General features: G+C 64.8%; 20 protein-coding genes. 13 read left to right on the top strand and 7 right to left on the bottom strand.

Annotated features, from left to right (window positions below):
* The first annotated feature begins 49 nt into the window (after window positions 1-49).
* From AC5ZFO_RS07055 to AC5ZFO_RS07075, 5 genes are all read left to right on the top strand, one after another.
* Complete coding sequence (locus tag AC5ZFO_RS07055) at window positions 50-298, top strand: DUF6894 family protein (protein ID WP_282518163.1); 249 nt, start codon at window positions 50-52, stop codon at window positions 296-298.
* A 107-nt stretch (window positions 299-405) separates the two neighbouring features.
* Window positions 406-1,518: a helix-turn-helix transcriptional regulator gene (locus AC5ZFO_RS07060; protein ID WP_282518162.1), complete on the top strand. Its 1,113-nt coding sequence runs from the start codon at window positions 406-408 to the stop codon at window positions 1,516-1,518.
* A 108-nt stretch (window positions 1,519-1,626) separates the two neighbouring features.
* On the top strand, window positions 1,627-2,745 hold the full coding sequence (locus AC5ZFO_RS07065) for a helix-turn-helix transcriptional regulator (protein ID WP_496121850.1): 1,119 nt from the start codon (window positions 1,627-1,629) through the stop codon (window positions 2,743-2,745).
* Between the two features lie 231 nt (window positions 2,746-2,976).
* A complete protein-coding gene (locus AC5ZFO_RS07070; protein WP_282518160.1) occupies window positions 2,977-3,234 on the top strand; it encodes a hypothetical protein in 258 nt (85 codons plus the stop codon).
* 193 nt (window positions 3,235-3,427) lie between these two features.
* Window positions 3,428-4,156, top strand: a complete 729-nt coding sequence (locus tag AC5ZFO_RS07075; protein WP_282518159.1) for a sulfite exporter TauE/SafE family protein — start codon at window positions 3,428-3,430, stop codon at window positions 4,154-4,156.
* Here AC5ZFO_RS07075 and AC5ZFO_RS07080 read toward each other — a convergent pair.
* Together AC5ZFO_RS07080 and AC5ZFO_RS07085 are read right to left on the bottom strand one after the other, a co-directional pair.
* A complete protein-coding gene (locus AC5ZFO_RS07080; RefSeq protein ID WP_496121851.1) occupies window positions 4,153-7,353 on the bottom strand; it encodes an efflux RND transporter permease subunit in 3,201 nt (1,066 codons plus the stop codon). The two genes, AC5ZFO_RS07075 and AC5ZFO_RS07080, sit on opposite strands and share 4 nt — an antisense overlap.
* A 149-nt stretch (window positions 7,354-7,502) precedes the next feature.
* Window positions 7,503-8,747, bottom strand: coding sequence for an efflux RND transporter periplasmic adaptor subunit (locus AC5ZFO_RS07085; protein WP_282518157.1), 1,245 nt, complete (start codon window positions 8,745-8,747; stop codon window positions 7,503-7,505).
* Between the two features lie 199 nt (window positions 8,748-8,946).
* Between AC5ZFO_RS07085 and AC5ZFO_RS07090 the strand changes: the two genes are divergently transcribed.
* A complete protein-coding gene (locus AC5ZFO_RS07090) occupies window positions 8,947-9,552 on the top strand; it encodes a TetR/AcrR family transcriptional regulator (protein WP_282518156.1) in 606 nt (201 codons plus the stop codon).
* Window positions 9,553-9,568: 16 nt separating this feature from the next.
* Here the strand turns inward: AC5ZFO_RS07090 and AC5ZFO_RS07095 are convergent, their stop codons facing one another.
* The 4 genes from AC5ZFO_RS07095 to AC5ZFO_RS07110 form a co-directional block, all read right to left on the bottom strand.
* On the bottom strand, window positions 9,569-11,056 hold the full coding sequence (locus AC5ZFO_RS07095; RefSeq protein ID WP_282518155.1) for an amidase: 1,488 nt from the start codon (window positions 11,054-11,056) through the stop codon (window positions 9,569-9,571).
* A 235-nt stretch (window positions 11,057-11,291) separates the two neighbouring features.
* Window positions 11,292-12,659, bottom strand: coding sequence for an MFS transporter (locus AC5ZFO_RS07100; RefSeq protein WP_496121852.1), 1,368 nt, complete (start codon window positions 12,657-12,659; stop codon window positions 11,292-11,294).
* A 77-nt stretch (window positions 12,660-12,736) separates the two neighbouring features.
* Window positions 12,737-14,266, bottom strand: coding sequence for an aldehyde dehydrogenase (locus tag AC5ZFO_RS07105; RefSeq protein WP_282518153.1), 1,530 nt, complete (start codon window positions 14,264-14,266; stop codon window positions 12,737-12,739).
* Window positions 14,263-14,913 (bottom strand): GntR family transcriptional regulator, encoded by a 651-nt coding sequence (locus tag AC5ZFO_RS07110; protein WP_212453567.1) that lies wholly within the window; start codon window positions 14,911-14,913, stop codon window positions 14,263-14,265. Before AC5ZFO_RS07110 ends, AC5ZFO_RS07105 begins: the two co-directional genes overlap by 4 nt.
* Window positions 14,914-15,070: 157 nt before the next feature.
* Here AC5ZFO_RS07110 and AC5ZFO_RS07115 point away from each other — a divergent pair, with 157 nt between their 5' ends.
* From AC5ZFO_RS07115 to rnz, 5 genes are all read left to right on the top strand, one after another.
* Window positions 15,071-15,844, top strand: coding sequence for an alpha/beta fold hydrolase (locus AC5ZFO_RS07115; RefSeq protein WP_282518152.1), 774 nt, complete (start codon window positions 15,071-15,073; stop codon window positions 15,842-15,844).
* Between the two features lie 395 nt (window positions 15,845-16,239).
* Window positions 16,240-17,457 (top strand): multidrug effflux MFS transporter, encoded by a 1,218-nt coding sequence (locus tag AC5ZFO_RS07120; protein WP_282518151.1) that lies wholly within the window; start codon window positions 16,240-16,242, stop codon window positions 17,455-17,457.
* Window positions 17,458-17,471: 14 nt separating this feature from the next.
* A complete protein-coding gene (gene guaD / locus AC5ZFO_RS07125) occupies window positions 17,472-18,869 on the top strand; it encodes a guanine deaminase (protein ID WP_496121853.1) in 1,398 nt (465 codons plus the stop codon).
* A gap of 14 nt (window positions 18,870-18,883) precedes the next feature.
* On the top strand, window positions 18,884-19,867 hold the full coding sequence (locus AC5ZFO_RS07130) for an antibiotic biosynthesis monooxygenase (protein WP_282518149.1): 984 nt from the start codon (window positions 18,884-18,886) through the stop codon (window positions 19,865-19,867).
* Between the two features lie 66 nt (window positions 19,868-19,933).
* Window positions 19,934-20,836, top strand: a complete 903-nt coding sequence (gene rnz, locus AC5ZFO_RS07135) for a ribonuclease Z (RefSeq protein WP_282518148.1) — start codon at window positions 19,934-19,936, stop codon at window positions 20,834-20,836.
* A gap of 15 nt (window positions 20,837-20,851) precedes the next feature.
* Here rnz and AC5ZFO_RS07140 read toward each other — a convergent pair whose 3' ends face one another.
* Window positions 20,852-21,700: an IclR family transcriptional regulator gene (locus tag AC5ZFO_RS07140; RefSeq protein ID WP_496121854.1), complete on the bottom strand. Its 849-nt coding sequence runs from the start codon at window positions 21,698-21,700 to the stop codon at window positions 20,852-20,854.
* Window positions 21,701-21,796: 96 nt separating this feature from the next.
* Between AC5ZFO_RS07140 and AC5ZFO_RS07145 the strand changes: the two genes are divergently transcribed.
* Window positions 21,797-22,717, top strand: a complete 921-nt coding sequence (locus tag AC5ZFO_RS07145) for a dihydrodipicolinate synthase family protein (RefSeq protein ID WP_282518146.1) — start codon at window positions 21,797-21,799, stop codon at window positions 22,715-22,717.
* 27 nt (window positions 22,718-22,744) lie between these two features.
* A complete protein-coding gene (locus tag AC5ZFO_RS07150) occupies window positions 22,745-24,184 on the top strand; it encodes an FAD-binding oxidoreductase (RefSeq protein WP_496121855.1) in 1,440 nt (479 codons plus the stop codon).
* Window positions 24,185-24,186: the final 2 nt, after the last annotated feature.

The raw sequence follows: 24,186 nt of genomic DNA on the forward strand, positions 1-24,186 counted from the left end.
TAGAACGATGACGCTGTGTTTCGGACGACGCCTGTAGTTGGAGTTGTGAATGCGCCGCTTCTTCTTTGATCTCCTGGTCGACAATGTCGTGAAGATCGATCCGGGCGGCATGGTCTTCGAGCAGGCCAGGGCCACGTTCGTCGTGGCCGACGAGATGGCGAGACATCTGTTCGTTTGGCGCGACGATCTGCGTGATCGCGACGCCTGGATCCGCGTCAGGGATGCGGGCGGGCGAGAGGTCTATCGCGCGGCGGTCTGGTCGGAAAATTCCGAGAAGGTCGGCTGGGACCAGGCATGACCGTTCCGGCTTCACCTTCCGGGGCGGCGCCTCCTCCGATCGGAGGACGCCGCATGCTGTGGTTGTGGTATGCTTGGTGATATTGATCACTCAGGCCATTTCACGCCATGCACGGACCACGGAAGCTGCCCGAACTGGTCGAGTCCATCTATGACGCGGGGCTCGATCCCTGGCTGTGGAACAACGCCGTCGCCGGCATCCGCGATTTCGTCGGCGGACAGGCCTGCGGGCTGTTTTCCAAGGATTCGATCAGCAAATTCGGCGTGACCCATTATTATTGCGGGGCCGACCCGCACTATATCCGGCTCTATTCAGAAACCCATTCGAAGTTCGATCCGCTGACGGTGCTGCCGCCGCATGGCGAGATCGTCAGCATCCCCGATCTCGTCAATTTCGATGAATACCGGAGAGGGCGCTTTTACCAGGAGTGGATGCAGCCGCAGGGTTGCAGCGACGCGGCCAACGTTGTGCTCGAGAAATCGAGCTGTCCCGTGATGATGACGGTGCTGTCGGGCCGGCGCATGGTGGACCCGGCGATGAAGCATCGGCTCTCGCTGATTGTGCCGCACGCGAGCCGCGCGCTGCTGATCAACCGCGCCATCACCTCGCAACTGACACTGGCGACGGCGCTGGCGGATGTTCTGGACAATCTGGCGTCCGGCATCTTCCTGCTCGATGCCTTTTGCCGGGTGGTGCATGCGAATTCGGCCGGCCACGCCTTGCTTGCCGCCGACGATGTGGTTCGGTCCGTTGCCGGGCAGCTCGTAGCCAGCAGTGCGGAGGCCAATCAGACCCTGCGCGAGGCGCTTGCGACCGGCAGCGAAATTGTCCTGCTTGCCGCGAAGGACCGTGCGATTCCGCTGTTGTCACCCAGCGGCGAGCGTTATGTCGCGCATATCCTGCCGCTGTCGTCCGTGCTGCGCGATGGCGGCGAGCGGGTGGTCGATGCGGTCGGTGCGCTGCTCCTGCGCAGGGTGTCGCTTGGCGGACAGTCCTATGGCGAGCTGATCGCACGGACCTTCGATCTCACGCCGGCCGAGCTGCGCGTGTTCCTGTCGATCGTCGAGGTCGGTGGTGTCCCGGAAACGGCGGCAGCGCTCGGTATCGCAGAAACCACGGCGAAGACGCATCTGCATCGGGTGTTTGCCAAGACCGGCGTTTCGCGTCAGGCCGATCTCGTCAAGCTCGCGGCCGGATTCTCCAACCCGCTCGTCAACTGATCGGTCAATCGCGGTCGGGGTTGAACCTTTTGCTCCCGCGATAGACTCAATTGTGCCGCCGGGCATGACGAACATTTCGCTATCTCCAAGTCACCATTGGCTGTTCTGATGTCCCGACCTCCCAAACAGTCCGAGTTGATCGAGAACATATATGACGCGGGTCTCCACCCTGAGTTGTGGAGCGACGTCGTCGTCAAGCTCAATGCGTTCATCGGCAGCCAGGCGTGCGGGCTGATTTCGAAGGATCCGGTCAGCAAGTCCGGCGCGACGCATTATTACTGCGGTGTCGATCCGCACTACATCCAGCTCTATGCCGAGACCTATGCCCAGTACGACCCGCTGGCGCGGCTGCCTCGCTATGGCGAGGTTCGTAACATCCCCGATCTCGTGAATTTCGACGAATATCGCCGCGGGCGGTTCTATCAGGAATGGCTGCGGCCTCAGGGCTGCGTCGATGTCGCCAGCGTGGTTCTGGAACAGTCGAAGTCGCCGTGTCCGATGCTGATCACCGTGATCCCCGGCAAGCGGATGCTCGATGCGGAGCAGCGGGCGCGGATGCAATTCCTGGTTCCGCATGCGAGCCGGGCGCTGCTGATCAACCGGGCGATCGAGCGGAAGCAGCAGCGGGCGATCGCGCTCGCCGATGTCGTGGACCGGCTGAATGCCGGCGTCATCCTGCTCGATACGGCCTGCAACATCGTCCACAGCAATCCCGCCGCGGACACGTTGCTCGCCGCCGATGATGTCCTGCGGTCCGTCGCGGGCCGGCTGGCGGCACGATCTTCCGCGGCAAATTCGGCGCTGCGCGATATCTTTCGTGACGCAGGCGAGGTCGCCGTCGCGGCGGCCGCCGGGCGAAAGATTCCGCTGATGTCGCATGACGGCTCCTACTACGTCGCGCACGTCATCGCACTGCCGTCGTTGTTGCGTGAAGGTGCCGCGGAGCGCACGTCGGCGGTCGGCGCCTTGTTCATCTGGAAGGCGGAACTCGACGGCCGCTCATGTGCCGGCCTCATCGACCGCGCGTTCGAGTTGACCCCTGCGGAGCTGAGGGTCCTGCAATCGATCGTCGAGGTCGGCGGCGTGCCGGAGACAGCCGTGGCGCTCGGCATCGCGGAGACGACGGTGAAGACGCATCTGCATCGGGTGTTCGCGAAGACCGGCGTCTCGCGTCAGGCCGATCTCGTCAAGCTCGCGGCTGGATTCTCCAATCCGGTTCTGCACTGACGCGCTTTCCGAAGGCGCAGGCGAGTCGCTCCGTCTCGCGATAGGTTCAAACAGCAGCATCATTAGAAAGTTATCGCGGGTCGTTCGATCGAATGACGCGATTCTCCGCGCTCTCTTCTACGAGAACTCACACGTTGTCTTGTTCGACGCGTTCGATTGTCGTGTGAAGCAACTCACAGCAAGCGGAAGTGAACCTCATCAATCTCTCGCGCAAGTTGAGAGGAGATTGTCATGCGAAAGGCGTCACCAGCTCCGGCCGGCAAGTTTCGCGACATCGTCGCCCGCATCGGAGCGGCATTCCGCGCGCAGCGCGAGATCGACGCGAAGCGCGCGCTACGGCGCTACGGCCATTTGCTGGAGCAGCCGCATGAAACGTCGCGTTTGAATGAAATTATTCCCGTCTGCAATGAAGAGGATACTTTTGAAAATGCCAACAGAGTTGATCCGCGCGAGCGCGCGGCCGGCCGCACCACGTTCGAACGGGCGTAACGTCAATATTGTCGCCGCCGCGCTGACGGCGGCGCTCGTCACGCTTCAACTGGTCGGGCTGGCAATGCTGGCGCGTTCGCACGCGCAGCCGGTCGCTCGGCCTCTCCTGAATTCGCACGATGCGGAGCTCTGCACCGGGACTGCCGATGTCCCTGCGACGCAGACACCCTACGACTGAGCCGGAGAACGCATCGTGCCTGATATCACGACCAGCCTTCTCGTGAGTGTCGCCGTGTTCGCCGGCGCCTTCGTCTCGGGGCTCTCGGGCTTCGCGTTCTCGGCCGTGGCGGGCGCGATTCTGCTTCGCGTGTTTCAGCCGCTGGAGGCCGTGCCGCTGATGATGGCGTGCAGCATCGGCGTGCAGGCCACCAATCTGTGGGCGCTTCGGCGCAGCATCCGGTGGGAGGGCAGTCTGCTGCTGATCGTCGGCGGATTGATCGGCGTTCCCATCGCGGTGTCGCTGTTGCAATCCACGGACACGCATCTGCTGCGGCGCGGCTTCGGCATCATCGTCGCGCTCTATGCGGCCTACATGTTGCTGCGACCGACGTTGGTCACGGCCGGCGAAGCCGTCGGCCGGCACTGGGTCGCACTGATCGGATTCGGGGGAGGGCTGATCGGCGGCCTGACCGCGATGCCCGGCGCAATCCCCACAATCTGGTGCGACATGCGCGGCATGCCTAAGAGCGAGCAGCGCGGCCTGGTGCAGCCCTTCATCGCCGCGATGCAGGTCTTTGCGATCGCGTTGCTGGTCGGGCACCAGGACCTGTCGTCCAAGGTGTTCGTCGACCTCGCGATCAGCCTGCCGGCACTGTTCGCCGGCTCAGGGCTGGGTGTGATCGCCTTTCACCGGGTCAACGAGACGGTCTTTCGCAAGACCGTGCTCGTTCTGTTGTTGCTTTCAGGGATTTCCCTGATCTAGTGCCCTTGGACTTCGTGAAGGCCCTGGACCGGCGCGGCGCTGGTGTCGCTGCTGTGATGCACCAGCGGTTTGTTGCCGGTGATGGTTCTGAGCAGCACATAGAACACCGGTGTCAGGAACAGGCCGAACACGGTGACGCCGATCATGCCGGAGAACACCGCGACGCCCATCGCGCGTCGCATCTCCGAGCCCGCGCCGGTCGAGAGCACGAGCGGCAAGACGCCCATGATGAACGCCATCGACGTCATCAGGATCGGACGCAGCCGTAAGCGGCTCGCCTCGATCGCGGCCCGGATCGGCGTGCGTCCCGCGAATTCGAGCTCACGCGCGAATTCGACGATCAGGATGGCGTTCTTGGCGGAGAGGCCGACCAGCACGATCAATCCGATCTGGGTAAAGACGTTGTTGTCGCCCTTCGAGATCCAGACGCCGAACATCGCCGCCAATAGGCCCATCGGCACGATCATGATGATCGAGAGCGGCAGGGTCAGGCTCTCGTAGAGCGCGGCCAGCACTAGGAACACCAGCAGGATCGCCAGCGGGAACACCCAGAGGCCGGAATTGCCGGCGATGAACTCCTGATAGGTCAGGTCGGTCCATTCGAAGGCGAAGCCGGGCGGCAATGTCTCCGCCGCGATCCGCGTCGCGACCTCCTGGGCCTGCCCCGACGAAAAGCCGGGCGCAGCGGCCGCGTTGATGTCGGAGGACAGGAAGCCGTTGTAGCGGATCGCGCGCTCAGGTCCGGCGCTCTGGCGGATCGTCAGCAGCGCCGACAGCGGCACCATGTCGCCGGAGGACGAGCGGACCTTCAACTGCCTGATGTCGTCGGCGCGGGCGCGGAACGGCGCGTCGGCCTGGACGTAGACGGAATAGGTGCGGCCAAACTTGTTGAAGTCGTTGACGTAGTAGGAACCGAGGTAAATCTGGAGCGTGTTGAACACCTCGGTCACGGGCACGCCCAACTGGAGCGCCTTGGTGCGGTCGATGTCGGCAAAGAGCTGGGGCACGTTGACCTGGAAACTCGAGAACACGCCGGCGATCTCCGGCGCCTTCTGCATCGCCGTCATGAACGCCTTGGTCGCCTCGTTCAGCGCTTCATAGCCGAGACCGGCACGGTCCTCGATCTGGAGCTTGAAGCCGCCGATGGTGCCGAGGCCGTTGACCGGCGGCGGCGGGAACATGGCGATGAAGGCTTCCTGGATGCCGGAATATTTTTTGTTGAGGTCGGCCGCGATGGCATTCCCACTCAGGGCCGGCCCCTTGCGCTCGTCGAACGGTTTCAGCGTCGAGAACACGATGCCGGCATTGGACGAGTTGGTGAAGCCGGAGATCGACAGGCCGGGAAACGCGACAGAACTCTCGACGCCGGGCTGGGTCAGCGCGATGTCGCTCATCTTGCGGATCACCTCCTCGGTACGGTCGAGCGTGGCGCCATCGGGCAGCCGCGAGAAGCCGACCAGGTACTGCTTGTCCTGGCCGGGGACGAAGCCGCTCGGCACCTGCTGGAACAGCAAGGCGGTGAGGCCGACCAGCACCACATAGAGGCCCATCACCGCGGCCTTGCCCGAGACCACCTTGGTGACGGTGCCGCTGTAATTGTCCGACGAACGTGTGAAGGCCTTGTTGAAGCCGCGGAAGAACCAGCCGAGGCTCTTTTCCATGATGATCGTCAGCCGGTCCTTCGGCTCGTTGTGGCCCTTGAGCAGCAGCGCCGACAGGGCCGGCGAGAGCGTCAGCGAGTTGACGGCGGAGATCACGGTCGAGATCGCGATGGTCAGCGCGAACTGCTTGTAGAACTGCCCGGTCAGGCCGGAGATGAAGGCGAGCGGCACGAACACCGCGATCAGCACCATCGCGATCGCGATGATCGGACCGGAGACCTCGCGCATCGCCTGGTAGGTGGCGTCGCGCGGCGACAGTCCACCCTCGATGTTGCGCTCGACGTTCTCGACCACGACGATGGCGTCGTCGACGACGATGCCGATGGCGAGCACCAGGCCGAACAGGCTGAGCGCGTTGATGGAGAAGCCGAACACGTGCATCACGGCGAAGGTGCCGACGATCGACACGGGCACCGCCAGCAGCGGAATGATCGAGGCGCGCCAGGTCTGGAGGAACAGGATCACGACCAGCACCACCAGCGCGATCGCCTCCAGCAGCGTATGGATCACGGCCTCGATCGAGGAGCGCACGAACTGGGTGGGATCGTAGACGATCTGGTAGGACACGCCCTCCGGCATGTTCTTCTTGATCTCGGCCATGGTGGCGCGGACGTGGTCGGAGATCTCGAGCGCGTTGGAGCCCGGCGCCTGGAAGATCGGGATCGCCACCGCCTGCTTGTTGTCGAGCAGCGAACGCAGGCCGTATTCGGAGGCGCCAAGCTCGATGCGGGCGACGTCGCGTAAGCGAACCACTTCGCCGCGCGTGCCGGTCTTGACCACGATGTCGCCGAACTGCTCCTCGTTGGCGAGCCGTCCTTCCGCATTGACGGAGAGTTGCAGGTCGATGCCCTTGACGTTGGGGGAGGAGCCGACGACGCCGGCGGCGGCTTCGACGTTCTGCGCCTGGATCGACTTGACGATGTCGCTCGCGGTCAGGCCATGCTCGGCCGCCTTCTGCGGATCGACCCAGACCCGCATCGAATAATCGCCGGCGCCGTAGAGCTGGACGTCGCCGACGCCGTCGATGCGCGCCAGCCGGTCCTTGACGTTGAGGACGGCATAGTTGCGCAAATACGTCATGTCGTAGCGGTTGTTCGGCGACAGCAAATGCACGACCATGGTGAGGTCGGGGGACGATTTCTTGGTGATGATGCCGAGCTGACGCACCACGGCCGGCAGGCGCGGCTCGGCCTGCTGCACGCGGTTCTGCACCAGCTGCGTCGCCTTGTCAGGATCGGTGCCGAGCCGGAACGTCACCGTCAGCGTCATGGCGCCGTCGGTGGTCGCCTGGCTCGACATGTAGAGCATGCCTTCGACGCCGTTGATCTGCTCCTCGATCGGGGTTGCCACCGTCTCGGCGATCACCTTGGGATTGGCGCCGGGATAGGTCGCGCGCACCAGCACCGAGGGCGGCACCACGTCCGGATATTCCGAGATCGGCATCGCGAACAGCGAGATCAGGCCTGCGAGGAAGATCAGGACGGACAGCACGCCGGCGAAGATCGGACGGTCGATAAAGAACTTTGAGAGATTCATGGCTTTGCCCCTACGCGAGCGACAGCTCTCCCGTTACTCCGGGACGTAGGCGACGCCCACGAACCCGGAATCGAGATGCGATGTCTTGGTCGTTATGTCTTGGTCGTTATGACTTGGTCATTCCGGGCGCGCGGCCCGGAATGATGTAGCTAGCGTTGCACCACATCCTGGTTGCTGTGGTTGGAGGCCTGCTGCGGTCCACGCGCACCCATCGCCGCGACCTCCGTCTTGAGCAGCGCACCCGGACGCACGCGCTGGAGACCGTTGACGATGATGCGATCGCCGGGCTTCAGCCCCGCCGTCACGATGCGAAGGCCGTCGACCGAGCCGCCGAGCGTGATCGGCCGGTAGACCGCACGGCTGTCGTCGCCGACCCCCATCACGAACTTCTTGTCCTGGTCGGTGCCGATCGCGCGCTCGTCGATCATCACCAGCGTCTGCTGCTTCGGCTGGCCCATGCGCACGCGGGCGAACTGGCCGGGGATGAGACGCCCGTCCTCGTTCCGAAACACCGCGCGGACCCGGATGGTGCCGCTCTGGCCGTTGACCTGGTTGTCGATGAGCTGGATGTGACCCTTCGCCGAGAGACCGCCGGATGTCGTCATTTCCACCGGGATCTGGTCGAGCTTGCCGCGTTGGCCGGAGGTATCCGCGATCGAGTTCAGCGCGCGCAGCACGACCTCTTCATCCGCATCGAACGAGGCGTAGATCGGATTGACCGACACCAGCGAGGTCAGCACCGGGGAGGCGGTGCCGGCGGCGACGAGATTGCCGACGGTGATCTCGAACTTGCCCACGCGGCCGTCTACGGGCGCACGCACCTCGGTGTAGTCGAGATTGAGCTTTGCGGTCTGGAGCGTCGCTTCGGCGGCCTTCACGTTGGCGATGGCTTCACGATTGGCGTTGTCGCGCTGGTCGTAGTCGCGCCGCGTGACCACGGCATTGCCGACCAGCTGCGCGCCGCGCTCGAGCTCGCTCTGGGTGAACACGACGCGCGCCTTGGCAGCCTCGAGCTGGGCGTTGGCCTTGTCGACCTCCGCGGCGTAAGGTGCCGGATCGATCTTGAACAGCACATCGCCGGCCTTCACCAGCGCGCCTTCGGTGAAGTTGGTCGCAAGGATCGCACCGGCCACGCGGGGACGAAGCTCGACACGGTTGATGGCCTCGAGCCGGCCGGAGAAATCGTCCCACAGCACGGTCTGCTTGGGTTCGATCATCGCGACGGTGACCGAGACGGCCTGCTCGGCAGCGGCAGCCGTTGCCGTGGCTTGGGCGGCACGGAAGTAGTGGCCGGTTGCGATCGCGCCGGCCACGGCGAGGGCGCCCACGATGGCGACGCCGCCGAGGAGGCGGCGGAAACGGCCGGTGCGGGGGGAGTTTTGCGAGGGATGCATTTGCGCGCTCCAGATATGTAGTGTTCACTACAGATGTGGAGCTGGATGCCGCAGTGCAAGATACTTATGTATCATTCACTAAGAAAATTGTAGCGGCATACCGCAAGAATTGGAAGACTGCAGAAAATAAAGCTAGAACAAATAGATAGGATTGGGCGTTAAGCCTCAGGCAGAACCTGAATTCCGAGGAGACAGGCACATGGGCATGGGACGCCCCCGCGAATTCGACGCCGAAACGGCGTTGGACCAGGCGATGGAAGTGTTTTGGCGCCACGGCTATGAGGGCGCCACCATTGCCCAGCTCACCGAGGCCATGGGCATCAATCCCCCGAGCCTTTACGCCTGCTTCGGCAACAAGGAAGGCCTGCTCAAGGCCGCGCTCGACCGTTACACCAAATTGCGCGGCGTCTGGATGGACGAGGTGGTCGCCGCACCGACCGCCCGCGACGTCGCCGAGCGGATGCTGATGGGCATCGCCGAAAAGCAGACCGACCCCGCCAATCCGCCCGGCTGCCTGCTCGTGCAGGGCGGCATTGCCTGCGGTAGCGGCTCCGAAAACGTCCCGTTCGAGCTTGCCGCCCGCCGCGCCGAGAACGAAGACCAGCTCCGCGAGCGCTTTGTTCGCGCCAAGGCCGAAGGCGATCTCAAGCCGAGTTCTGATCCCGCCGCGCTCGCGCGCTACGTCTCGGCCGTCTCGGTCGGCATGGGCGTGATGGCGTCCTCAGGCTCCGACCGCGAGGCGCTGCGTCAGGTCGCGAGCGTTGCCGTGCAGGCGGTCGAGGCGCAGTCGTCCGACAGAAGGTGACGGCCGCCGGCCGTTGTCATTTTGAGGATTGCAGCGCCGGCGGCGGGACGAAGCCACCGAACTCGCGTTCAATCAACCCGGCGAGCGCAATCGTCGTACGGTCCTCGAGGTACGGCCCGATGATCTGAACGCCGACCGGCAAGCCCGACGTCGTTCGCTCGATCGGAACGGCGGTTGCCGGCAGTCCGCAGGTCGAGGCGGGGTCTGCCCAGATGAAGCACGCATCGGAATAGGGATGGAGCTTGCCGTCGATGTCCAGTTGCCGGGCGTCGAACGGCTCGGAGTGATCATGCGGAAAGGCCGGCACGGCGGCGGCTGGGTAGATCACCGCGTCAAACTCGCGGAACAGCTGATACCATTTCTGCTGCAACTGCAGGCGCGCCGCGTCGGTCGCCAGCCAATCGCGATGGATCATGCCCCAGCCGCGCGCGCGCTCGGCCTGCAGGCTGCGGTCGTCGGGCGCGAGTGCCGCGGCAACTCCTTGCGCCTCTGCGAGAGCGGCCGGCGTCAGCCGCGGGCTTCGCGCTGCGTTCAACAGCTTCATGTAGAGCCGCGCGGAGTCGGCGAGGTCGGGCAGCGAGGTGCTCGCGCGCGCGACCCGCGCGCCTGACTTGCCGAGCCGGTCGGCCAATCGCCCGATGGCTGAGCGCACTGCGTCTCCGGTCGCCATTAGCGGATGCGTATTGATCACGAGGATACTGAAACCCTTGAGATGGTCATGCCGCGGGGCCGGCAGTGCAAGGCGATAGCCGATCCCGTCGCGCGTCGCGTCGGGGCCGGCAATCACGTCGAGCGCCAGCGCGAGGTCCGAGGCACTGCGCGCCATCGGCCCGACGACAGCGAGATCGCCCTGGCCGGGGACGGGCAGTGCCGGCGGCAGGCTGTAGCCGCGCAGCGGCACCAGGCCGAGGCTCGGCTTGTGTCCGAACACACCGCAGAAATGCGCGGGCACCCGGATCGAGCCGCCGATGTCCGAGCCGATCGAGAGGGGACCGAAACCCGCGGCCAGCGCCGCGCCCGATCCGCCTGAGGAGCCGCCGGGTGACCGGCCGAGGTCCCACGGGTTGTTGGTCGTCCCGTGGATGTCGTTGTAGCTCTGGAAGTCCCGCAAGCCGATCGGGATATTGGTCTTGCCGATGATGATGGCGCCTGCCGCCTTCAGCCGCGAGACGACAAGGGCATCGTCCGCAGGCATGAAATCCCTGAAATGCGGGAAGCCCCATGTCGTCGGCAGACCGGCGACGTTGAACGGTTCCTTGAGGGTCACGGGGATGCCGAGCAAAGGCAGTCGTTCGCCGCGGCCAAGCGCGGCATCGGCGGCGCGTGCGGCCTCTCTCGCGCGATCGAAATCGCGAACGATGATGGCATTGATCCGGCCGTCCAGCGCCTCGATGCGCGCGATCGTATGCGCGAGCAACTCGGACGCAGACACTTTGCGCGCGTGCAGGGCGCTCAGAAGTGCGCCGATCGAGCCGTAGTCCAGGTCAGCGGCATCTGCGGTCATCACGAGCTCCATTGTATCCCGGCTGAGACCTTGTAGCCCGGATGGAGCGCAGCGCAATCCGGGAGATATCCCGACGCGGATGCATGACCCGGATTACGCTATCGCTTCATCCGGGCTACGACGCTATCGCATCTGGTCGTCATGCCCGGGCTTGTCCCGGGCATCCACGTTCTCAGTGCGGCGTCACAAGGCGTGGATGGCCGGGACAAGCCCGGCCATGACGCGGTGGAGAGCCTCAGGAAGCTTCCTTCAGCACCGGCGAAGCAGATTCCTCCGCCTTGAGTTCCTCGAGGCTGCGATGCCGCGGCTCGATGCCGAGCGCCCAGACCGTGATGATCTGCACCACCAGCAGTCCGATCATCAAGGCCATGACGCCGGCCACGCCGCGCGTCTTGAACAGCGACACGACGAGGAACGGTGTGACGATGGTGGCGCCGCGCCCCAGCGTGTTGACGATGCCGGAGGCGCGCAGGCGGACCTCGGTTGGAAACAGCTCCGGGATATAGATGCCGAACAGAAGGGCGACCAGGACGTAGATCGGCACCGTCAGCGCGAAGCCCACGGCGGGCAGCAGGATCGGATCGGAGATCATGGGGTAGAGGATTCCAAGCATCACCGTGATCAGGGATGCGCCGATGATGGTCGGCTTGCGGCCCCAGCGGTCGGCGGTCAGCGCGCCGATGGCCGAGCCGACGGGCGCGCCGAGCGCCATCAGCAGCGAATAGCCGAACGAGGTCGCGATCGAGAGGCCCTGCTTGACGAAGAACACGGGCAGCCAGGTCACGAAGCCATAGAGCAGGGTGTTGATGGTGATCAGGCAGACGGCGCCGACGATCATCCGCGACAGCAAGGGCGCGGTGAACAGCGTGCCGAGATCGGCAGATGCCGGGACCGGCGTCGTGGCCGCGGGAGGAGGCAGGGGCTGGCCTTGCGCGGCTTCCTTCTCGATGGTCTGCATCAGCGCTTCCGCCTCGTCGGTGCGTCCCACCGCTTCCAGCCAGCGCGGCGATTCCGGCAGCGACTTGCGCATGTACCACACCACGAGCGCGCCGACGCCGCCGAGCACGAACATGGAGCGCCAGCCGAATTGCGGCACCACCACGGACGCGACCAATAGCGCCACGGGCAGGCCGGTGACGACGCACACGGTGGTGAAGCCAAGCCATTTGCCGCGGGTGCGCGCGGGCACGAATTCCGTCATCGTCGAATAGCCGACGACATTCTCCGCACCTAACCCAACGCCCATCACGAAGCGGCAGGCGATCAGGAAGGCCATGTTCGGCGAGAAAGCCGCGGCCAGGGAGGCAACGCCGAAAAGGAGCAAATTGAATTGATAGGTGAAGCGGCGTCCGTAGCGGTCGCCGAGGAAGCCGGTGCCGAATGATCCCAGCATCATGCCGACGAAGGTCGCGGAGATGAAAACCGCGTTCTGGGCGAGGGTCGAAAAGCCGGTCTTCAGCGTGACGCTGAGCACGGTTCCGGCGATATAGATGTCGAAACCGTCGAAAAACATTCCGATGCCGATCAGCAGCATGATGCGGCGATGGAATGGCCCGATCGGCAGCCGATCCAGACGGCTGCCGGCGTTCACCGATGTCGACATATACGCTCTCCCTTGACTGTTGATCTGGTCGATGCGGCCCGCCTTCTATGGACGGTCGGCCGCTTGTCGTTTTTTTGCTAGTTCAGGCGCTTTTGGTTGGCCGTGTCGCGATACCAGTCGAACGGCTGCTCGTGGGTGGCGACCATCACGCTCTTGGTGTTGAAGTGGTCGTTGAAGCTCTCGGTGCCGCATTCGCGGCCGATGCCGGAATCGTCGACGCCACCCCAGGGCGAAGCCGGGTCGAGCCGATGGTGATCGTTGATCCAGACGATGCCGGCCTTGACGGAAGCGGCAACGCGGTGGGCGCGGGCGACGTCGCGGGTGCGGATGGCCGCAGCGAGGCCGAACGGCGAGTCATTGGCGAGCCGAAGCGCGTCGGCCTCGTCCTTGAACGGCGTCACCGAGGTGAAGGGACCGAACACTTCCTCCTGGAAGATGCGCATGTCGGATGTGACGTCGGCGAACACGGTCGGCTCGACGAAATAGCCGTTGTCGTGACCTGCCACCTTCGCGGCAACACCGCCGGTGACGAGACGCGCGCCATCCTCGTGGCCGTAGCCTGCGTAGGTGAGAACGCGGTCGCGCTGCCGGGCGGAGATCACGGGGCCCATCTGGGTGCTCGCGTCGAAGGGATCGCCGACGCGGATCGTGCGGGTCTTGGCCTGCAGTTTCTCGACGAATTCGTCATAGATCGAAGCCTGGACGATGTGGCGCGAGGCGCAGACGCAGGTCTGTCCGGCGCCGATGAAAGCGCCGAACGCGGCGTAGTTGACGGCGCGGTCGACATCGAAATCGTCGAACACCATCACCGGCGTCTTGCCGCCGAGTTCCATGGTTTGATGCGCGAACACCTTTGCGGCCGCGCTGCCGGCTATGCGGCCGGCCTCGGTACCGCCGGTCAGGACCAGCTTGTTGATGTCGCCATGCTCGGCCAGCATCTTGCCGGCGCTCTGGCCGAGGCCGAGAACGATGTTGAAGACGCCCGGCGGGAGGCCCGCTTCGGTGAAGATCTGCGCAAGCTTCAACGTCGTCAGCGGCGTGTATTCGGACGGCTTGACCACGGTGACGCATCCGGTCGCCAGCACCACGGCCAGCGACTTGCACAGGATCATCAAGGGATGATTGAACGGCGTGCAATTGGCGACGATGCCGATCGGGGTGCGAAGCGTATAATTCAGATAGGCGCCTTCGACGGGGATGACGGAGTCGCGGCGCGCCAGCGCAACGCCGGCAAAGTAGCGGAAGAAATCGGGCAGGCGGGAGAGCTGGGCGCGGGTCTCGTTGATCGGCCGGCCGTTGTTGAGGGTTTCCAGCCGGTACAGGCTGTCGAGATTGGCCTCGAAGGCATCGGCGAGCTTGTTGACCAGTCTGGCACGCGCGCGCGTGTCGATGCCGCCCCAGGCTTTGCCTTCGAACGCCGCGCGCGCGCTCTTCATCGCGCGGTCGATGTCCTCGGCGGTCGAATTGGGAATGCGGGCGATGACGTCGCCGGTCGCGGGATTGCGGACGTCGAGCATCACGCCGTTGCCGGCTTCGACTTCACGCCCGTCGATGAAATTGCCATGGATTTCGACGTCGATCGACGCAGGTTTCGACGGAATGTTCATGATGACCTCTCCTCGACGATGACGGCATTGCGCTTGAGCGCCGGCAGAACGCGTTTTTCGGTGGCCCCGATATGGGCCTTGATGATGCGCGCGGCGGTTCGCGTTTCGCGGCTCTGCATGGCGTCGATCAGGGCAACGTGCTCGGCGACGAGCTTTGCCGGGTCGTGACCCCTAAGATTGGACACGCTGACGCGGACCAGCCGGTCGGCCTGGCCGATCAGGTCGCACAGCGCCGTCGCCATGCGGCGATTGCCGGACGCATGAGCCAGCGCGGAGTGGAAGCCGCGGTTGTAGGCGATGAAGTCCTCGTGGTCGCCGGAGAAGCGGCGAAATTCATCGAGCGATTTCAGGACGCTGTCGGGAGCGCTCTCGATCGCCTCGGCGACGCAGGCCGGCTCCAGCGCAAGACGGAAGCGGAGGAGGTCGCGGGCGTCCGACAGCGAGATCGGGGTGACCCGGTAGCCCTGGCGCGGCTGCACCGTCACCAGGTGCTCGCGCTGCAGCCTCAAAAGCGCATCCCGAACCGGTTGGCGGCTCACCGAATAGCGTTCGGCCAGATCCTGCTCCCGCATTTCATCGCCTGGAGCAAAGCGACAAGCTAAAATATCAGATCTGAGAAGATCGTAGATGTTTTCGCGTAAAAGCATGATCGTTAGGGACCTCGTTGGCGATAATCTGGCAAGTCTGATATTTCACGTCAAGCGCCAAATGCTTGAATTCCCTGACAGTTGATTTATCAATCGGGGGCCTCCACGGCACGCGAACGGGTGTGATCCCGCCGACGAAGTTAAGGAAAGACCGGACATGGACAGGCTTCTTGCCAACGGGACCGTCAACGCCGCGCAATCGGGCGAAGGGCCGCCGCTGTTTCTCTTCCACTCGCTGTTGTCGGACCGTGCGAGCTTCGATGCGATCGTGCCCGAGCTTGAGGGATCGTTTCGCACCATCGTGCCGGAGTTGCCGGGGTTCGGTCGCTCACGCGCGGTCGGGGGCGGGCTCGTCGTTGTCGCGGACAGGATGGCGGAGGCCGTGAAGGAGGCTGCGGGCGGTGCGCCGGCGATCGTGCTCGGCAACGGCTATGGCGGCTTCGTCGCCTTGCAGATGGCGATCCGGCACCCGGAGATCGCCAGCAAGCTCGTCCTCGCCGATTGCGGCGCGGCGTTCTCGGAGCCCGGCCGCGAGGCGTTTCGCAACATGGCGATGGTCTCGCGGGAGAAGGGCCTCGAGGCGATCACTGACGTTGCGATGCGGCGTCTGTTTGCGCCCGAGTTTCAGGAGCAGCATCCCGAACTGATGCGGGATCGTCGCGAAGCTTTTCTGCGGACGGATCCCGATGTGTTTCGCAGCGCATGCGACGCGTTGGCAAGCCTCGATCTCCGCGCCGAACTTGCCGCGGTGAAAGTTCCTGCCCTCGTTCTGGTCGGTGAGCACGACGAGGCGACGCCTCCGCCAATGTCGCATGAGCTGGCCGCCGGTTTGCCGTGCGCCGAACTCAAGGTCATTCCAGGCTGCGCGCACGTGCCGCAGCTTCAGTCGCCGCGGCAGTTTCTCGGAGCTCTCAAGGGTTTCTTGCTTTGATCTGCACCCGGCTGATGCCGAACCTGCGTTCGAAACGGCGATGCCTTCCGAACGGTTAATGGCTTCTGTGCGACGGCGAATTCACAGGCGGGGATGGTGCAGTCCTGCGCCTGTTTTGCCCGACGTGTCAAACGTCCTCGGGGCTAGGCTCGCGTCATGCCGAAGCGAAATTCTTCAATGATTTGTACTGTGCATGGGGTTGTTTTCGCATTTTTTGTTGGAGCATCCCGGGACAGCGAGGACCAGAGCCTCGGCCGCCCGCATTGAGGCGGACCCCCTAAGAGTTTTTACACACAGTTCTGGCACGCTCCGCGCGTCAATCCGCAACCTGCATCGTCGCCTCTCACTGCGCGCACGAAAAGACAGGACCCGCGGGCATCGAGGGGGCGTGAGCCATGACTGCAGTTGCTTCGGACGCTGGTCGCGCGAAGGGCGGGATCGTGCCGATCCTGCTGTGCGTCGTGCCGTTCAGCCAGATTCCGCTCGATGCCTATACGCCGGGCCTGCCGCAGATGGTGGTTGATCTCGCCACCGATTCCGCGTCGATGCAGAACACCGTCACCGCCTACATGCTCGGCATGAGTCTGGCGCTGGTGCCTGTCGGCATCGCCTCCGACACGCTTGGCCGCCGTAACGTCCTGCTCGCGGGGCTATCGGTTCTCATCGCGATGAGCATCGCCTGTGCGCTCGCCACCAGCGCATCGCTGCTGCTCGCGCTACGCTTCCTGCAGGGCGTCGGTGGCTGCACCTGCCTCGTCGTCGCCTATGCGGTTGCGGCCGACTGCTTTCGCGGCCGCGAGCTCACGGCGATCTCCGGCCTGCTTGGCGCCGCCTGGGGGCTTGCACCCGTGCTCGCACCGGCGGCCGGCGGCTTCATCGTCGAGCTGACGTCCTGGCGCGGGGTCTTCGTCATCATTGCCATCGCCGCGGCCATCGTCGCTGCGATCGTCGTGCTGCTTCTGCCCGAGACGCTGCCGGCCGAGCGGCGCGCGCCGTTCGATCCGCGCCGCACGGCGAGCATTCTCCGCGAGGCGCTCGTCCGTCCGGGCTTCCTGGCCTTCGTGCTGGTGTTCGCCGCCGCGGCCAGCGCGCAACTGGCGTTCGGCGTCGTCGCGCCGTTCTTCTACCAGACCGGCCTCGGTTATTCCGCGGCCATCTACGGCCTCGTCGCGCTCGGCCTTGGCGGCGTCAATCTCGCTGGCGAGCTCGGCTGTGCGCACTTCGCGAGCTGGATGCCGGCCCGCGTGATGGCTTTTGGTGCCTTCGCGCTGTTTCTCGCCGGCGCTGTGGTCTTGACCGCAACTGGCATGACCCTCGGCCTTGATTTTGCGTCGATCACGATCGGCGGTGCACTGGTGCTCGGCGGCTGCGGCGTGCTGTGCCCGATGATGTACGGCATGGCGCTCGGCCTGTTCGAGCGCGACCACGGCCTGATCGGCGGCCTCATCAGCGCGCTCTGCTATCTCGCGGTCAGCGGCGCCATGGCGATCGCAGCGGTGTTGCCCGAAGCGACGCAGGCGCCGATCGGCTGGCTTTATCTCGGCCTCTGCGCCGTCGCAGGCACGCTGCTTGCGATCTCGCTGCCTGCAGCGCGCCACGCCACACAGACTTAAGGAAGGAACCTCTCATGACCACCGTTGGTATTCGCGGCACATTCTTCGACTTCGTCGACGATCCCTGGAAGCACATCGGCAACGAGCAGGCTGCCGCGCGCTTTCACCAGGACGGCCTCATGGTCGTCACGGATGGGGTCATCAAGGCGTTCGGTCCGTATGAGAAGATCGCCGCCGCGCACCCGGGCGTCGAGATCACCCATATCAAGGACCGCATCATCGTCCCCGGCTTCATCGACGGCCACATCCATCTGCCGCAGACCCGCGTGCTCGGCGCCTATGGCGAACAGCTGCTGCCGTGGCTCCAGAAGTCGATCTACCCCGAGGAGATCAAGTACAAGGATCGCAACTACGCGCGCGAGGGCGTGAAGCGTTTTCTCGACGCACTGCTCGCCGCCGGCACCACCACCTGCCAGGCCTTCACCAGCTCCTCGCCGGTCTCGACCGAAGAGCTGTTCGAGGAAGCCGCCCGCCGCAACATGCGCGTGATCGCGGGCCTCACCGGGATCGACCGCAACGCGCCGGCCGAGTTCATCGACACGCCCGAGAACTTCTATCGCGACAGCAAGCGTCTGATCGCGCAGTACCACAACAAGGGCCGCAACCTCTACGCCATCACGCCGCGCTTCGCCTTCGGCGCTTCGCCGGAGCTGCTCAAGGCGTGTCAGCGCCTCAAGCACGAGCATCCGGACTGCTGGGTCAACACCCACATCTCCGAGAACCCGGCCGAGTGCAGCGGCGTGCTGGTCGAGCATCCGGACTGCCAGGACTATCTCGGTGTCTACGAGAAGTTCGACCTGGTCGGGCCAAAATTCTCCGGCGGCCATGGTGTCTATCTCTCGAACAACGAGTTCCGCCGCATGTCCAAGAAGGGCGCCGCGGTGGTGTTCTGCCCGTGCTCGAACCTGTTCCTCGGCAGCGGCCTGTTCCGCCTCGGCCGCGCCACCGATCCCGAGCATCGGGTGAAGATGTCGTTCGGCACCGACGTCGGCGGCGGCAACCGCTTCTCGATGATTTCCGTGCTCGATGACGCCTACAAGGTCGGCATGTGCAACAACACGTTGCTCGACGGCAGCATCGACCCGGCGCGCAAGGATCTTGCGGAAGCCGAGCGCAACAAGCTCTCGCCCTATCGCGGCTTCTGGTCGGTCACGCTCGGCGGCGCCGAAGGCCTCTACATCGACGACAAGCTCGGCAATTTCGAGCCCGGCAAGGAGGCCGATTTCGTCGCGCTCGATCCGAATGGTGGCCAGCTGGCGCAACCCTGGCACCAGTCGCTGATCGCCGACGGTGCTGGTCCGCGCACGGTTGATGAGGTCGCGAATATGCTGTTCGCCGTCATGATGGTCGGCGACGACCGCTGCGTCGACGAGACCTGGGTGATGGGCAAGCGCCTCTACAAGCAGAGCTGAAGCGGACGGTCGCGATGAGCGCATCTCCGGATCCAGCGGCCCAGGCGGTCGCCCTCGTCATCCAGCGCCGCATCGCCGACGACGGCTTTGCCGCGTTCGCGCGCTGGAACGGCGAGGTCGGCGAGGTGCTGAAGGCGTGGCCTGGCTTCCTCAGCCAGGAGGTCGTGCCGCCGCAGCCGCCGGCGCATGTGGACTGGGTGACGATCGTACGTTTCGCGAATCCGGCCGCTGCCCGCGCTTGGCTTCAGAGCGAGGTACGGGCGCGGCTGATCGCGGACGTGCAGCGCTTCTTCGTCGGGTCGGAGGACGTCCATATCCTTCCCGACACCGGCGTTCAGCGCGACAGCGCGGTCTCCGCCGTCATCTCCTTCAAGGTGCCGGATGGACTCGAGGATGCGTTCCTCAAATGGCAACAGCGCATCCAGGCCGCGGAGGCCGAGTTCAGGGGGTTCCTGCGCCACAAGATCGAGCGGCCTATCTCGGGCCTGCACGACGAGTGGATCGTCATCCTGTCGTTCGACAGCGATGCCAACCTCAATGCATGGCTCGACTCGCCCTTGCGGCAGACGCTGCTTGAGGAAGGCGCGCGCTTCAACGCCGGCATGAACGTGAAGCGGGCAAGCTACGGCTTCAATTTCTGGTTCCCAACGGGGAAGGCCCAGGCGCCGGAGCAGAGTGCGGGTCTGATCTGGAAGAGCAACCTCATCGTGCTCCTGGTGCTCTATCCCGTGGTCTATCTCTGGGGCTATTTCGTCAGCGCGCCGCTGATCGATAGCCACGGCGTGCCCGTCTGGCTGTCGCTGTTCGTCGGCAATCTCGTGAGTACCCAGCTGCTCGGCTGGTTTCTCGTGCCGGCCGCCTTCAGGGCGCTCGACTGGTGGATCAAGCCGAAGGCAGCGCTCGGCCGCCAGATCGCCGGATATGCATTGCTTGCCGCGCTCTATGCGGGCTCGATGGGCCTGTACGCGCTGCTGCTCGCATGGCATTGGGGACGGTGAGGCCATCCACCGTGCGGACCGTTGAAGGGCTGCCGGGGAGAGGTCGGTCTCTGGACGCTGACGACCATGTTCGCCCTGACATTTCTCGGCACCTCGGCAAGCGTTCCCTCAGTGGAGCGCAACCATCCGGCCCTCCTGGTGGAGGTCGCGGGCAAGCGCATTCTGGTTGATTGCGGCGAGGGCACGCAGCGCCAGTTGCTGCGCAGTGGCGCCGGCTTTCGCCGGCTCGACCGCATCCTGCTGACGCACGGGCATCTCGATCACGTGCTCGGCATCCCCGGTCTCTTCTCGACGCTGGGGTTGCGGCAGACCTCCGACGTGATGACCGTTCATGCCGGCCCGGGCACGCTCGACATCGTCGTTCGCATGCTTGCAGGTCTGTGGGGCGCGGGCAGGGCGCCGATCCCTGTGGCATTCGCGCCGCTGACCGAGGGGCAAGTCATCGATGCCGGCGACTTCACTATCGACTGCTTTCCGGTCCGCCACCGCGACACCGACAGCTTTGGCTTCTCTTTCCAAAGTCCCGCACGCCGCCACCTTCTGCCCGAGCGCCTCGCGTTGCTCAGCGTCCCGGACGGGCCGATGCGCGGAGAGCTGGCCGCTGGACGACCGGTCGTGATCGCCGGTCGAACCATCGATCCGGAAGACGTCCTGGGCCCGCCGGGCGGCGGCAGGAAGCTCGTCGTGGTCGGCGACACCGAAACCACCGATGGTCTATCTCGACATGTCGCCGACGCCGACTTGCTGGTGATCGAGGCGACGTTCCTCGATCGTGACGCCGCGACCGCGCGGGACTACGGCCATCTCACGGCAACCGAAGCCGCTTCGTTTGCCGCTGCCAACAACGTCAAGCAGCTCGTGCTGGTCCACATGTCGGGACGATACGAGGATGAAGAGATCTTGACGGAGGCGACAAAGATGTTTCCGAATACGCGGATCGCTGCCGACTTCGATCACATCGTGATCTGATCGCCGTCACCACCCTCAGCTCGTCAATCCCGATTTGATCGCGAGATCCTGGACTTGGGCGGTCGCCTGCATCAGCCGCGGCAACGCCTGGTCGCGGAAGGCCGCCATGTCCATGCGCATCGCATCGACCGTGACGCTCAAGCCGCCGATCACAAAACCCTGAGCGTCGAAGATCGGCGTTGCCAGCGTGCGCAGGCCATAGGCATTCTCGCCGTCGGAGACGGCATGGCCTTTTTTCTTCACCTGATCGAGCCGGGCGAGCAGTGCGTCGAGATCGGTCAGCGTTCGCTCCGACAGTTTGACGCGAGGACGCAACTCGAGCCGCTCGATCTGCTGGTCGCGTGGCAGATGCGCCAGCATGACATGGCCGAGCGCGGCACTGTAGGCGGGAATGCGCGTGCCCGGCCGGCGGTCCATCTTGTGACGGTCGAGGCCGGCACCGACGCGCGCGAGATAGACTACGTCGCCGCCATCGAGAATGCCGAGCGAGGCCGCATCGCCCACCGCCGGGACGAGGTCGCGCAGCAGCGGCTCGACGATCGGCCGCAGCGAGCCGTGCGACAGCACGGTGTAGCCGAGGTCGAGACAGGCGACGCCGAGACGGAACCGGCGGCTTTGCGGAACGGCCTGGAGATAGCCGAGCTCGGTCAGTGTTTGGATCAGGCGGAACGCCGTCCCGCGATCGAGCTCGGCCCGTGCGGCAATCTCACTCAGGGTCAGCTCGAAGGCCTCGCTGCTGAAACTCTTGAGCACCGCGAAGGCCTTCCCAACGGAAGCGACGTGGTTCTTAGGGTTTTTCCGCGACGATTCCGTTATGCGCTTTGCAGCCTTGGCCATGCTCGAATGCCCCGCCATGACAGCCATGCCCTTGACGTCGGGCCGAGCTGATTTTACGACTGCATCAGCAAATAACAAATGTTCGCATTCCGAACAATATCGTTCTGACGATCGGAGGAAGTTTTGTCGACATCATCGCTGCACCCTCATGGCGTGTTCTCCGCCGCGTTGACGCCGCTCGACGCCGAGCTTGCTCCCGATCATGCGCGCTTCGTGGACCATTGTCGCTATCTGCTCGACGAAGGCTGCGACGGCATCGCGATGCTGGGCACGACGGGTGAGGCGAACTCCTTTTCGGTGGCCGAACGCTCGGCGCTGCTCGAGGCGGTGGTGGCCGCCGGCATCGCGCCGCGGCGGCTTTTGCCCGGCACCGGCGTTGCCGCGCTCAGCGATACCACCGCGCTGACGCGCCACGCGCTCTCGGTCGGCGTCGACACCGTGGTGATGCTGCCGCCGTTCTACTACAAGAACGTCACCGATGACGGCATCTTCGCCTCCTACAGCGAGGTGGTTCAGCGTATCGGTGATGCGCGCCTGAAAGTCGTCCTCTATCACTACCCGCAGATGTCGGCGCAACCGATCTCGCATGCACTGATCGAGCGGCTGCGCAAGGTCTATCCGGCGACGTTCACCGGCATCAAGGATTCGTCCGGCGACTTCGCCAACATGACGGCGATGGTCGAGCGGTTTCCGGGCTTCGCTGTCCTGGGCGGCGCCGATCCATTGATGCTGCCGCTGCTGCGCAAGGGCGGCGCGGGCTGCATAACCGCGACCTCCAATGTCGTCGCGCGCAGTCTTGCCTATGTCTTCAAGCACTTTGGCAACAGCGACGACGATCCGGCGCTCAAGGCGGCGCAGGCGCGCATCGTGAAGGCGCGCGAGCTGGTCTCGCAATTTCCGCAGATGGCCTCGCTGAAGGCGCTTGCGGCCGATCGCACCAAGCATGCCGGTTGGCAGCGCCTGCGGCCGCCGCTGGAGTCCCTGCTGCCGGACCAGCTGAAAGAGCTGCTTGCGAATGCTGCGGCATTCGCAGCCTCCGCCTAAGCTCGGTACGGACGACGAGGCGATCTGATGTCCGACTCATTCCAGGATCCATTGGCCGGGCTCGCCGCGATCGTCGGCGACAAGCACGTCATCGCGTCCGGAGTCGACCAGGAGCCCTATGTGGTGGACTGGCGCGGGCGCTATCGCGGCCGCGCTGTCGCGGTGGTGAAGCCCGTCTCGACTGCCGAGGTCGCCTCCGTCGTCAAATACTGTGTCGACAGGCGCCTTGCGATCGTGCCGCAAGGCGGCAACACCGGCATGTGCGGAGCCGCGACTCCGGACGATCACGCTGGCAATGTCGTGATCCGGCTCGACCGCATGCGAGCGGTGCGCGACGTCAGTCCGCTCGCCAGTACGATCACGGTCGAGGCCGGCTGCATTCTCGCCGAGGTCCAGAATGCGGCGCGTAGCGTCGATCGCTATTTTCCCCTAAGCCTGGGTGCCGAAGGTTCCTGCCAGATCGGCGGCAATATCTCGACCAATGCCGGCGGCACGGCCGTGCTGCGCTACGGCCCGACGCGCGATCTCGTGCTCGGGCTCGAAGCCGTGCTGCCCGACGGGCGTATCTTCAACGGCCTGCGCGCGCTACGCAAGGACAACACGGGTTACGCGCTCAAGCAGCTCTTCATCGGCGCGGAAGGGACGCTCGGCATCGTCACCGCGGCGGTGCTGAAACTGTTTTCGCCGCCGCGCAGCTCGGCGCTGGCGCTGGTGAAATTGCGGGGTGTCGCGCAGGCACTCGAGATCATGCAGCGCCTGCGCGGTGTGGTCGGCGACCGGCTCGGCAGCCTCGAAATCATGTCGCGCTCGCAGATCGAGGCGATCGCGGAGACCGTGCCGCATGTCACGATCCCGTTCGCGCTGACGACGCCGTGGTACCTGATCGTCGAGTTGACGGACACGCTTGCGGGCGTCGATCTCGACGAGCCGCTCGCCACGGCTCTGGCGGATGCGATGGAGGCCGGTATCGCCGAAGACGTCATCCTGACCTCCAACCTCGCGCAGGCGAAAGCGATCTGGGCGGTCAGGCACAGCGTGTCCGAAGGCAACAAGCGCAGCGGCTATGTCGTCTCGCACGACAGCGTTGTGCCGCTGGAGCGCCAGGCGGACTTCGTCACCAATGTCGAGGCGCGGATCATGGCCGCGGTACCGCATGCCCGCGTGGTGATGCATGGCCATATCGGCGACGGCAACATCCACGTGATCGCCCTGATCGACCGTGCGCATTGTCAGGAGCCGGCGACGACGGCCGCCCTGGTGGCGCAAATCAATGAGATCGTCGACGACGAGACCGCAGCGCAGTGCGGGGCGATCAGTGCCGAGCACGGCATCGGGATCACCAATCGCGTCCGGCTGGCCCGTGTCGCCGATCCGCTCGATATCGAGCTGATGCGTGGCATCAAACGCTTGCTCGATCCGAATGGCCTGATGAACCCCGGCAAGATCTTTGGCGCGGGAGCAGCATGACA

This window comes from Bradyrhizobium sp. Unk1, from assembly GCF_059512345.1.

Excerpts from the sequence above, each read along its gene's own strand:
- AC5ZFO_RS07055 (WP_282518163.1), top strand. The coding sequence starts at position 50 with ATGCGCCGCTTCTTCTTTGATCTCCTGGTCGACAATGTCGTGAAGATC.
- AC5ZFO_RS07060 (WP_282518162.1), top strand. The coding sequence starts at position 406 with ATGCACGGACCACGGAAGCTGCCCGAACTGGTCGAGTCCATCTATGAC.
- AC5ZFO_RS07065 (WP_496121850.1), top strand. The coding sequence starts at position 1,627 with ATGTCCCGACCTCCCAAACAGTCCGAGTTGATCGAGAACATATATGAC.
- AC5ZFO_RS07070 (WP_282518160.1), top strand. The coding sequence starts at position 2,977 with ATGCGAAAGGCGTCACCAGCTCCGGCCGGCAAGTTTCGCGACATCGTC.
- AC5ZFO_RS07080 (WP_496121851.1), bottom strand. The coding sequence starts at position 7,353 with ATGAATCTCTCAAAGTTCTTTATCGACCGTCCGATCTTCGCCGGCGTG.
- AC5ZFO_RS07085 (WP_282518157.1), bottom strand. The coding sequence starts at position 8,747 with ATGCATCCCTCGCAAAACTCCCCCCGCACCGGCCGTTTCCGCCGCCTC.
- AC5ZFO_RS07090 (WP_282518156.1), top strand. The coding sequence starts at position 8,947 with ATGGGCATGGGACGCCCCCGCGAATTCGACGCCGAAACGGCGTTGGAC.
- AC5ZFO_RS07095 (WP_282518155.1), bottom strand. The coding sequence starts at position 11,056 with ATGACCGCAGATGCCGCTGACCTGGACTACGGCTCGATCGGCGCACTT.
- AC5ZFO_RS07100 (WP_496121852.1), bottom strand. The coding sequence starts at position 12,659 with ATGTCGACATCGGTGAACGCCGGCAGCCGTCTGGATCGGCTGCCGATC.
- AC5ZFO_RS07105 (WP_282518153.1), bottom strand. The coding sequence starts at position 14,266 with ATGAACATTCCGTCGAAACCTGCGTCGATCGACGTCGAAATCCATGGC.
- AC5ZFO_RS07110 (WP_212453567.1), bottom strand. The coding sequence starts at position 14,913 with ATGCTTTTACGCGAAAACATCTACGATCTTCTCAGATCTGATATTTTA.
- AC5ZFO_RS07115 (WP_282518152.1), top strand. The coding sequence starts at position 15,071 with ATGGACAGGCTTCTTGCCAACGGGACCGTCAACGCCGCGCAATCGGGC.
- AC5ZFO_RS07120 (WP_282518151.1), top strand. The coding sequence starts at position 16,240 with ATGACTGCAGTTGCTTCGGACGCTGGTCGCGCGAAGGGCGGGATCGTG.
- guaD (WP_496121853.1), top strand. The coding sequence starts at position 17,472 with ATGACCACCGTTGGTATTCGCGGCACATTCTTCGACTTCGTCGACGAT.
- AC5ZFO_RS07130 (WP_282518149.1), top strand. The coding sequence starts at position 18,884 with ATGAGCGCATCTCCGGATCCAGCGGCCCAGGCGGTCGCCCTCGTCATC.
- rnz (WP_282518148.1), top strand. The coding sequence starts at position 19,934 with ATGTTCGCCCTGACATTTCTCGGCACCTCGGCAAGCGTTCCCTCAGTG.
- AC5ZFO_RS07140 (WP_496121854.1), bottom strand. The coding sequence starts at position 21,700 with ATGGCTGTCATGGCGGGGCATTCGAGCATGGCCAAGGCTGCAAAGCGC.
- AC5ZFO_RS07150 (WP_496121855.1), top strand. The coding sequence starts at position 22,745 with ATGTCCGACTCATTCCAGGATCCATTGGCCGGGCTCGCCGCGATCGTC.